This window comes from Collinsella sp. CLA-ER-H10, assembly GCF_040092475.1.
GTDB lineage: Bacteria > Actinomycetota > Coriobacteriia > Coriobacteriales > Coriobacteriaceae > Collinsella.
In genome coordinates this window covers 17463-28181 of the sequence record NZ_JBBNLM010000024.1, presented here as the reverse complement: position 1 = coordinate 28181, position 10719 = coordinate 17463, and the positions used below count along the sequence as shown (strand labels likewise).

Genomic DNA, 10719 nt, shown 5'->3' with positions numbered 1-10719 from the left:
AAGAAATGGGAGGCAGTTCACAGGCGCCTTCGTGGTGGTTTGGGGTGGGGCTCGCTGCTATCATGGACAACGTTGAATTTCTACGAAGGAGCAGGGCATATGGCGATTCTTTTGGGATGCGATTCCGTCAGCCTAGAGTTTCCCACCAAGCATATTTTCGATAGCGTGACGCTCGGCGTGGGCGAGGGCGACCGCATTGGTATTGTCGGTAAAAACGGCGACGGCAAGTCGACGCTGCTGAGCGTGCTCGCTGGCACGCTGGAGCCCGACGACGGACGCGTGACGCACCGCCGCGGCACGACGATCGGTCTGCTCGGCCAAAAGGACAACCTGGTCGATACTGATACCGTGCATCATGCCGTTGTGGGCGACGCCCCCGAGTACGAGTGGGCGTCGAGCCCCCGCACGCGCCAGATCCTCGCCGGCCTCATCAGCGATGTGCCCTGGGAGGGCACGGTGGGCGAGCTTTCGGGCGGTCAGCGCCGCCGCGTGGACCTCGCGCGCCTGTTGATCGGCGACTACGACGTGCTCATGCTCGACGAGCCCACTAACCATCTGGACATGCGCACCATCAACTGGCTTGCACGCCATCTTAAGGCTCGCTGGCAGCGCGGTCAGGGCGCAATGCTCGTGGTCACGCACGATCGCTGGTTCTTGGACGAGGTCTGCACCAGCATGTGGGAGGTCCACGACGGCCAGGTCGATCCCTTCGAGGGCGGCTACTCCGCATATATCCTGCAGCGCGTGGAGCGCGACCGCATGGCCGCGGTTACCGAGGAACGCCGTCGCAACATGGCGCGCAAGGAGCTCGCGTGGCTGAGCCGCGGCGCCCAGGCGCGTTCCACCAAGCCCAAGTTTCGCGTTGATGCCGCTCGCGAGCTGATCGCCGACGTGCCGCCCGTGCGTGACGAGCTGGAGCTCAAGCGCCTCGCCGTGAGCCGCCTGGGCAAGCAGGTTATCGATGTGGTCGACGTGGACGCCGGCTATGCGGATACCGATGGCGCGCCCAAGCAGGTGCTCTCTGACGTGACCTGGCTCATTGGTGCGGGCGACCGCTATGGCCTGCTGGGCGAGAACGGTGCCGGCAAGTCGACGCTGCTCGACGTGATCCAGGGCAAGATTGAACCCACGCGCGGCCGCGTGAAGATTGGCCAGACAGTGCGCTTTGGCGTGCTGTCGCAGCAGCTCGAGGAGCTCGAACCCTACATGGGCAACACGATCCGCGAGGTGCTCGGCAACTATAAGAAGTACTACGTCATCGACGGCAAGGAGACTTCGCCCGAGAAGCTCTGCGAGCGTCTGGGCTTTACGACGCAGCAGCTCTGGAGCCGCATCGGCGATCTTTCGGGCGGTCAGCGCCGTCGCCTGTCGCTGTTGCTGACGATTCTGGACGAGCCCAACGTGCTCATCCTGGACGAGCCGGGCAACGACCTGGATACCGACATGCTCGCGATTGTCGAGGACCTGCTGGACGGCTGGCCCGGCACGCTGATCCTGGTGACACACGATCGCTTTTTGATGGAGCGCGTGACCGACCAACAGTGGGCACTGCTCGATGGCCATCTGACGCATATGCCCGGCGGCGTGGACCAGTACCTGCGCCTGTGCAACGCTACCGCCGAGGGCGAGCCCGTGGGCGCGCCGAGCGCTAAGACCGGCACGTTCGACACCGGTGCGGCGGCTGCTGCCGACAAGCCCAAGTCGAGCGGTCAGCCCAACGGCCTTTCCAACGCCGAGCGTCAGAAGCTCCGCCGCGAGGTGAGCTCGCTCGAGCGCAAGATGGAGACGCAGCGCGCCCGCGTGGAGGAGGCCGAGGCCGCCATGGCCCAGGTCGATCCCACCAACTACACGGCGCTCGGCGAGCAGCAGGCAAAGATCGACGAGGCTCACGCCGCCATGGACGAGCTGGAGATGGCGTGGCTCGAGGCGAGCGAAAAGCTCGAGGGCGAGGAGTAGGCGAGAATGATCAAAGCCGCGTTTTTCGATATCGACGGTACGCTGCTGAGCTTTAAGACCCACCGGATTCCGGCGTCGGCGCAGCAGGTGCTCGACAGCTTTCGCGAGCAGGGGATTGCGTGCGTGATCGCCACGGGCCGTCCGACCTACCAGATGCCGGACTGGCTGTTCGACCTGGGCTGGGATGCGTACATTACGCTTTCGGGCCAGCACTGTTTTGATGCCAAGGGCGTCTACCGCAGCTGCCCGATCGATCCGGACGACGTTGCGGTGATTGTGGACCAGGTGGCGCAGGGGCGCTACGACTCACTGTGCATGCAGGGCGAGAACTCGTTTGTGAACCGCCTGTCCGAGCGCGTGGTGACGGCTGGCAGCAACGCGGGAATCGTCTACCACGAGGAGCCGTTTGAGCATGCCTTTGACGCGCCGGTCTATCAGTTCTGTGCCTTTGTTGACCCAGTTGACGAGCATATCGTGACCGATGCCGTGTCGCATTCGCTCACCACGCGCTGGTGCGACCTGTTCTGCGACATTATTCCGGCCAACGGCGGCAAGGACCTGGGTGTGGCGGCGACGCTGGAGCGCCTGGGCATCGACGCGAGTGAAGCGATTGCCTTTGGCGACGGCGAGAACGACCTGTCGATGTTCTCGGCCGTGGGCACAAGTGTGGCCATGGGCAACGCGCAGGACACGGTGAAAGCTGCGGCGACCTACGTGACGACCGCCGTGGACGACGATGGGATCTACAACGCCGCAAAGCACTTTGGCCTGTTATAGCTGCGGCTCGGCACTTTGGGACGCTCCTTTTCTGCCGGCACCTGGGGACACTCCTTGCGGGGCGTCCCCATTTTGTTTTCGTCCCGCACGTTTTGTGAAACACGGCTAACTTTTAGGCAAAGTAGTAAGACATGGGCAACTTTTGCGGTAAAGTAAGCTGTGAAAAGTATCCAAAGGCTAACTAGCAATCATCGCGAAAGGCGGCCCATGGCCCTACGTGAATCCGGAGAAGACTATCTCGAATCGATCTACGTTCTGTCGGAACGTCAGGGCATCGTGCGCTCGATCGACGTTGCGGAGCACCTCGGCGTAACCAAGGCGAGCGTTTCCAAGGCCATGGCGACGTTGGAAAGCAACGGCTATGTCGAAATGGGCAAGCGCGACGTTCATCTGACGGAGCGTGGTCTGGAGGTCGCGCGCCAAATGTGGGAGCGTCACTGCTTTTTCGTGGGGCTGCTAGAGGATGCGGGTGTTTCGGCTGAGGTCGCGTCGCAAGAGGGCTGCCACATGGAGCACTGCCTAAGCGAGGAAAGCTTCGAGAAGCTGAGGGCGATGCTGGGACGGGACGGTGCTTCGGCGCCAATAATGACCGACTAGCACTCCCGCAGCGGCGCGGGACAGCGACCGGGATCAGTAGCACCACCAACTAAGTCCAATTCAGACAAGGAACCCCGTCAGTAAGCGATGCCCAAGAACCACCAGCTGTGTCAACGCAGGTCGGGGCCGGGCTTGGTTTTGAAAACACTCCGCAGCGCGAGGCCCGTCTTTCCGTTGCTCCGCAGGAGCAGGAAAGACGGGCCTCATGCGCGAGGACGTTTTCAAAACCAAGCCCGGCCCCGGCCGGACAGCCCACGAACGCTACAGGTTCTTGACACCCATCGCGCGCATGGCGTTCAGGATGGCGATGATCGCCACGCCTACGTCGCCGAACACAGCAAGCCACATGTTGGCAATGCCGAGTGCTGCCAGCACTAGAATCAGCAGCTTAATGCCCAGCGCAAAGATGATGTTCTGCCAAACAATCGCCATGGTCTTGCGCGCCACGCGGATCGCGCGGGAAATGTTGGACGGCTTGTCATCCATGAGCACCACGTCGGCGGCCTCAATCGCGGCGTCGGAACCCATAGCGCCCATGGCAATGCCCACATCGGCGCGCGTAAGCACGGGCGCATCATTGATGCCGTCGCCCACAAAGGCGAGCTTGCCCTTGCCACTCTCGGTTGCAAGCAGCGCTTCAACACGCTCGACCTTGTCGCCCGGCAGCAGCTGCGCGTGGAACTCGTCGAGCCCCAGCCGCTTGGCCACCGCAGCAGCCACTTCCTCGCGGTCGCCCGTGAGCATGACGGTGCGCTTGACGCCGGCGGCGTGCAGGTCGCGGATCGTCTGCTCGGCATCGGCCTTAACGGTGTCTGCAATCACGATGTGGCCGGCGTACACGCCGTCAACGAGCACGTGGAGGATTGTGCCGACAACCTCACAGTCCGGTGCTTCAACGCCGGCCGCGGCGAGCATCTTTGCGTTGCCAACGACGACGTGCTTGCCGTCGATGGTTGCCGTCACGCCGTGGCCCGCGTCGTTGGCGGAGTTGCTTACGCGCTTGGGGTCGACCTCGCCCTGGTAGGCGACACGCACGGACTGCGCGATGGGGTGATCGGAGAACGACTCCGCAAGGGCTGCGACTTCAAGCAGCGACTGCTCGGTGTAGCCAGCCTCGGGGTGCACCGCGACCACCGAGAATGTGCCGTTGGTGAGGGTGCCCGTCTTGTCAAAGACGACGGTGTCCACGTCGGCGAGCGTCTCGAGGTAGTTAGAACCCTTGATGAGAACGCCCAGCTTGGAGGCGCCGCCGATGCCGCCAAAGAAACTGAGCGGCACGCTGATCACCAACGCGCACGGGCAGCTGACGACCAGGAAGGTCAGGCCGCGCAGGATCCAGTCGGACCAGGCGCCGGTGACCAAGCCGCCGCCAAGCGCGAGCACCGCGGCCGCGCCGGTGACGGCGGGCGTGTAGACGCGGGCAAAGCGCGTGATGAAGTTCTCGGTACGCGCCTTCTTTTCGCTGGCGTTTTCTACGAGCTCCAGAACGCGCGCGACAGTGGACTCGCCAAATGGCTTGGTGGTGCGCACGTGGATGAGCCCCGTCATGTTGATGCAGCCGCTGATGATATCGTCTCCGGTTTTGGCCGGGCGGGGGACCGACTCACCGGTAAGGGCGGCGGTGTCGAGCTGGGTTTCGCCCTCGACGATGACGCCGTCGATGGGCACGCGCTCGCCGGGCTTGACCACGATCACGGTGCCCACGGCGATGTCATCGGGGAAGACCTGCTCGAGTGTGCCGTCGGGTTGCTCGACGTTGGCGTAGTCGGGTGCGATGTCCATCATGGCGCTGATCGATTTACGGCTCTTGCCCACGGCGTATGCCTGGAACAGCTCGCCGACCTGGTAGAACAGCATGACGGCGGCGCCTTCGGCCATGTGCGGATCGGTGTCGGGGAAGAGCACCATGGCAAACGCGCCGATGGTCGCGACGGCCATAAGGAAACTCTCGTCGAAGGCCTTGCCGCGGCGGATGTTATTGAATGCCTTTTGCAGCACGTCGTAGCCGGCAATCAAAAACGGTATGAGGAACAGCATAAAGCTGGCGTAGATGTCGCCCGGGGTACCGAATGCGGCGGTGAGGGTGCCGAACTCATCGAGGGCGTACACCACGGCAAAAATGCCCAGCGCTACCAGTATGCGGTTGCGCTTATGCTCGAGTGACTCTTTTTTCTTGCGCTTCTTCTTTTTCTTCTTGGGGTCGGCGGTGGCCATGACTCGTATCCTCCCATTTGAACGTATGAACACTCGCTCATACAATTTCGCGAGCAAAGGCCGCGGCAAGCGCGGCCTTGCGGGTTGGCGTAAACCTGGGCTAGAGAATGATCTCGCAGTCCGGCTCGGCGTCGGCGGTGAACTCCACAACGCGGTCGAGGACCTCGTCGAACTCGGCTTCATCGGCCTCGAGCGTCAGCTTCTGGGTCATAAAGTTGACCGAAACGGACTTGACGCCCTCGAGCTTGGCCAGCTCGTCCTGAAGCTTACGCGCGCAGTTGGCGCAGTCGATCTCGTCGAGCTTGAACTGCTTTTTCATGGTGGGTTCCTTTCTCCGTATTTGCGGCTTGGGTGCAGGCCGCGCTGGTACCGTGGTTGGTCGCTATTCGCAGATGTGGCTCATGCCCTGGTTGAGCATGGTGTAGACGTGGTCGTCGGCGAGCGAGTATAGGATATTGCGCCCGTCGCGCCGGAATTTAACCAGGTGTGACTGCTTGAGTGTGCGCAGCTGGTGCGACACCGCGGACTGCGAGGTTTCGGTCGCTTCGGCGATGTCTGCCACGCAGAGCTCGCGGCCCATGAGAGCATAGAGAATCTTGATGCGCGTGGTGTCGCTGAAGACCTTGAACAGGTCGGCGAGGTCGTAGAGAAGCTCCTCGTCGGGAAGGTCCTCGGGCGAGCAGGTGGTCGGGATCGCGGGTTCGGTGGCCTCGATGTCGAGTTTCGTTTCATCAACGCGGATGCTCATTGCAATATCCCTTCATATGAACATACACTCATATAACTTGCTTCCGATTATATGAGTGTATGTTCATATGTCAATACAATTTGCGATAATTTCGATGACTGCTTTCCGCCTCTGCGATTTTCTGTGGGTTGGGAGACATCGACGCAATGCTCGCCAACATATTTCGAGATGTTCGGCTAGCATGCTAAGAAAGCCACCTTGAGAAGCATTAGAACTGTTCATATTTGTACTTTATCGTGTAAAATACCGCGAGAATCAGTTCTTCCTCTACGGGAGTTCCTGCAGAATCAGTTTTATCTAAAGTTATATTGAGCATTGCTGCAGCCAATCTGGCACATCGGTGGCCGAATAAGTCGAAAAATGTAGGTGGACATCCGCAGAGATCGCCTTTAGAAGAGCGAATTCTCAATTAGATCAATAATCGTGTCGTCTTCCGTGCGGTTTTCATCGATTTTTGCGGACATGTCGCATTCCCAAGGCCCATTGATTTCCTCAGCAAGGGCCCCGACGTGTTGCATGTCGTCGGGTTCGGGCACATCGTTGATGCTCGGGTCATCAGCTTGCGGATATTGGCTTGCAATTTCGCGCTTGGCGGCCTCTTCTTCTTTGAGTGTCTCCAGGACGCGGCGACCGTATTCGAAGTAGCGCCGCAAGACAAATTGACGAAGAGTTTCTTGCAGGATGGCGAAGTTATCCGGGAGTCGACCGGGCCATATCTTCTCGCGAATGCGAATTGCTTCCATGACCCGTCTAAAAGCGGACTGCTTGAAAAACGAATGACGATTAACTGTGATAACGGCATATCCCATGTTTCGCAGCGTGTTTCGGCGCTCCTCGTCAATTGACTGCTGCCCGGGCTCGTCGTGGTAAAAGCCGTTGTATTCGATATCGGTCATTGAATTTTCGAGCAGCGCGTCGAGGTAGAAAACCGTCCGTCGCGTTAGGGCGGCGTATCTTTTGGGGACTGGGATCGGATAATCCGTTTTGATAGCGCGTATGGCTAAGCCACCCATTGACTTGGGCATTGTCAGCATCATGACAAACGCCGTTTCGAGTGGGGAGCGACAGCCTTCGCGTACATAAGAAAGTGCCTTAAGTGCTTTATTAGATCCACGATACCCCGATGCCTCTGAAAAGAAGGCTCTGAGCTCTTCAACGCTGGTTAGGGCTGGGCGCTTGCGATATTGAGTTTCGTCGGACGTTCCAAGCGCGTAGGAGCCGCAGATTTCAAAGTAATACTCAACGAGCTCCGAAAGGTTGAGGTCGGCTGTTGCTTCTAACGCGCACAGCTTGATATCGACGATGTAGACGTTCGGCTCGAGTTCTAGGTAGCTTTCTGCATCAAACGCATAGCGCGTGCAGTGGCAGATGCAGCCCTTGCGGTGCCTTTTGGCATTATTGGAAAACGTCAGCACATGGATGCGTTCAGAATCGACATTCTTTCTGTTGAGCCATGCTCGTGCCGCTTCCAGGTCGGACGTGGTCGGCGCAGACACCCTAATCTTTTCCATAGGTATGGGACCGGTCGCGTAGCTTGCGAGCGAGTTGGCTGTTTGGTATACAGCGCGTGCCGTGGTATGTGACAGAATGATTCCCATACGCGCATGATGGCATAGCGGACGCCGCATACGCCCGAAACTTCGGGCAACGGTATTGGGGCGTGGCTTATCTTCTGCGAACGGTGGGTTTTTGAGCTGTCGTATTGAGGGAGCAGCTTCGGCTGGGGAGGTTTCTGCCGGCTGCCCCTTTTTGGTGAACTTTAGTTGCGGATTCGTAGCTTCTAAGCGTTTTTGCCGACCGCTCAGATGCCTCACCAACATAATTTGAGTTATTCGGCCTTATCCTATACGAATGGCGCGATCGCAACGTCCTATTCGAATTGATTCAGGTAGATTTATGGGGCTTGGTTGCGAAATTAAGGCGATTTTAGCTTCGATTGCGGTTCAAGGGGCCTCGACTAGTGGTTCAGCTGGCCGAACAACTGGAAAAATGTAGGTGGGCCAACCTGCCGACTATGTGAAGCACGCATATTTGCTCGTTTTGATGAAAACTAGGGTGCAGCCATAAGGCTGCGCCCTAGTTTACTGCGTGCCGGTGCGTCCAGACGGATTGCACTGTGCCTGGCAGGCGCTCCCGCAGATGGATAGGTTATTTCGCAAACAGGTTCTTGAGGTTGAACTCGGCTTGAACGGTGCGGAGCATGAGGTCGGTGTCGTCCAGACCCAGATGCTGCTCGCTGGCGTCGGCGGCGAGGGTTCCACGGCGGCGCGCCCAGTTCTCGAGCGCGGCGGGGGCGGACTCGCGGGGGAGCGAGCGGACGTCGGCATCCAGGCTGCGGCAGATCTGGCGCGAGTCGATGACGATGATCTTGCCGGCGCGGCGTGCCTCGGCGTAACCGTCCAGGTGGATCTTGAACCAACTGTCTTCGAACGCGGCGTTATGCGCCATGTACGGGTACTTCTTCATAAGTTTGAGCAGCTGCTTCTGCAGTTCCTTGTTCTCGCGGAATGGTTTTTTGCCGTCGATGTCGTCCCAGGTAATGTGATGGATGTTCGATAGCGGCACATCCTCGCCGCGGTAGATGTCGGGCAAGCCGCAGTAGTGTGCCTCGGCGTCATGCGGGACGGCGTCGCTGGTGAGCTCCATGATCTCCCAGCCCACGTTGATGATATAGCCGCGCTCGGGCGCACGTCCGGTGGTCTCGATGTCGATGCCGAGCACCGTGCCCTGGATAGGCTTGCGGGCGTACGCCACGCCGAGCGCGTCGCGGTCGCCGCGGATTTCGCGCATGACGGACGCAGCGGTACGCTTTTGCATCTTGCCGATGGCGGCGCAGGTGTCGGCATCGGACAGGCCGCGCGAAAGCGTCGCGGGCGTCACGTTGCGCAGGCGTGCCTCGCCAATTTGGTCGCACAGGTCGCGGTTGCGGTCAGCCAGGTCGCGCACGGTGGCAAAGTCGAAGCTGGGGTCGCCCTCGGCGGTAAAGTACTCGGTTTCGAGCACCTTAAGGGCCTCCTCGCCCTTCTGGCGCTCGGATTCCATGGCGCCGTGATCGCCATAGATAAACATGGGAATAAACGGCTGGCGCTCGTATTCGAGTGCTTGTGAAACGTTCATACAACTGCTCCTTGGATGGGCCGCGTCGTGCGGCTCAGTGTCATTAAGATGTGGCGAGATGATAGTTTACCATGGGCAACTATTGGCATCGCGCCTAGGACAACTACAATACCCTAGTTGACCGCTAGGACTTTTACAATGCTGCCGAAAGACACGAAAGGTTCCATCCGTCATGGATTTGCTGATTGATATTCTGCTCGACGCCGGCAAGGACACGCTCTCGCTGGTACCGTTCTTATTGGTGACATATTTGGCCCTCGAGACCCTGGAGCACGTCGCGGGCGACAGCGTTAACGGCGCCATCAAGCGCGCCGGCGCCGCGGGTCCCGTGGTTGGCTCGTTGCTGGGCATGGTGCCGCAGTGCGGCTTTTCGGCAATGGCGGCAACGCTGTACGCCGGTCGTGTCGTGACCTTGGGCACGTTGGTGGCGGTGTTCCTTTCGACCTCCGATGAGATGCTGCCGCTGTTGCTCGCCGAGCAAGTTCCCGTGCAGACCATGGCGATGTTGCTCGCCTCGAAGGCGCTGATCGCGCTGGTCACGGGCTTTATCGTGGATGCGGCTATCCGCGGCCTTCGTCGTAATGCCCGCGCGCATGCGGCGATTCGCCGTACCGTGCTGGGGACCGCTGCCAATCCGGCTCATGTGAACTGCGCGCACGACGACCATACCGGGGGCGACATCATTGATGAAGTGGCCGAGGCGGGCGTAAGTGCTGATCACATCCACGAGCTGTGCGAACGCGATCATTGCGGCTGTGACGAGGATGAGGACGAGCACGGGCACGACCACAGCCACGATCATGGTCACGCGGACGAGCACGAGCGCCACCACGACCACAGCCACTCCTACGAGGGCGCGCCCATCGTGTCGATCATCCGCAGCGCGATCTCGCATACCGTGCAGGTGTCGGTATTCATTTTCCTGGTGACGCTGATTCTGGTCGCCGTGCTCGAGACCTTTGGCGAGTCGGCGATCGAGCAGTTCCTGCGCGGCAACGAGACGCTTGCGGTCCTGGGCTCGGCGCTTGTCGGCCTGATTCCCAACTGCTCGGCCAGCGTCGTCATCACGCAACTGTACCTGGAAGGCGCGCTGCAGCTGGCCCCGATGCTCGCCGGCACGCTCATTTCTGCCGGCGTGGGCTACCTGGTGCTGTTCCGCACCAACCGCAGCGCCCGCGAAAACGTCGTGTTCCTGGTCATGATGTACGTCATCGGCGCCGGCTGGGGCCTTATCCTATCCGCCGTTGGCCTTTAAGTAGATTATTGGGACATGTCTTACGATCTACCCCTGTGACCAGGGCATTTCCCGC

9 protein-coding genes are annotated in these 10719 nt (G+C 60.1%); 4 read left to right on the top strand and 5 right to left on the bottom strand.

Annotation, left to right across the window (positions count from 1 at the left end; all coding sequences use genetic code 11):
• The first annotated feature begins 99 nt into the window (after nt 1–99).
• The 3 genes from AAAX36_RS08580 to AAAX36_RS08570 all read left to right on the top strand — a co-directional run bounded on the left by AAAX36_RS08580 (nt 100) and on the right by AAAX36_RS08570 (nt 3330).
• Complete coding sequence (locus tag AAAX36_RS08580) at nt 100–1956, top strand: ABC-F family ATP-binding cassette domain-containing protein (protein ID WP_349075099.1); 1857 nt, start codon at nt 100–102, stop codon at nt 1954–1956.
• Nucleotides 1957–1962: 6 nt separating this feature from the next.
• Nucleotides 1963–2733 (top strand): Cof-type HAD-IIB family hydrolase, encoded by a 771-nt coding sequence (locus AAAX36_RS08575; RefSeq protein WP_055285814.1) that lies wholly within the window; start codon nt 1963–1965, stop codon nt 2731–2733.
• Nucleotides 2734–2940: 207 nt separating this feature from the next.
• Nucleotides 2941–3330 (top strand): metal-dependent transcriptional regulator, encoded by a 390-nt coding sequence (locus tag AAAX36_RS08570; RefSeq protein WP_217750867.1) that lies wholly within the window; start codon nt 2941–2943, stop codon nt 3328–3330.
• A gap of 261 nt (nt 3331–3591) precedes the next feature.
• Here the strand turns inward: AAAX36_RS08570 and AAAX36_RS08565 are convergent, their stop codons facing one another.
• From AAAX36_RS08565 to AAAX36_RS08545, 5 genes are all read right to left on the bottom strand, one after another.
• Entirely contained in the window at nt 3592–5544 is a 1953-nt protein-coding gene (locus tag AAAX36_RS08565) for a heavy metal translocating P-type ATPase (protein ID WP_349075097.1), read from the bottom strand.
• A gap of 100 nt (nt 5545–5644) precedes the next feature.
• A complete protein-coding gene (locus AAAX36_RS08560; protein ID WP_117735568.1) occupies nt 5645–5863 on the bottom strand; it encodes a heavy metal-associated domain-containing protein in 219 nt (72 codons plus the stop codon).
• A gap of 63 nt (nt 5864–5926) precedes the next feature.
• Nucleotides 5927–6292 (bottom strand): metalloregulator ArsR/SmtB family transcription factor, encoded by a 366-nt coding sequence (locus tag AAAX36_RS08555; RefSeq protein WP_035137284.1) that lies wholly within the window; start codon nt 6290–6292, stop codon nt 5927–5929.
• 389 nt (nt 6293–6681) lie between these two features.
• Nucleotides 6682–7788: a hypothetical protein gene (locus tag AAAX36_RS08550; RefSeq protein ID WP_349075096.1), complete on the bottom strand. Its 1107-nt coding sequence runs from the start codon at nt 7786–7788 to the stop codon at nt 6682–6684.
• Nucleotides 7789–8440: 652 nt separating this feature from the next.
• Entirely contained in the window at nt 8441–9409 is a 969-nt protein-coding gene (locus AAAX36_RS08545) for a 3'-5' exonuclease (protein WP_349075094.1), read from the bottom strand.
• A gap of 172 nt (nt 9410–9581) precedes the next feature.
• Between AAAX36_RS08545 and AAAX36_RS08540 the strand changes: the two genes are divergently transcribed.
• Nucleotides 9582–10664, top strand: coding sequence for a putative manganese transporter (locus tag AAAX36_RS08540; RefSeq protein ID WP_195568744.1), 1083 nt, complete (start codon nt 9582–9584; stop codon nt 10662–10664).
• Nucleotides 10665–10719 lie beyond the last annotated feature (55 nt).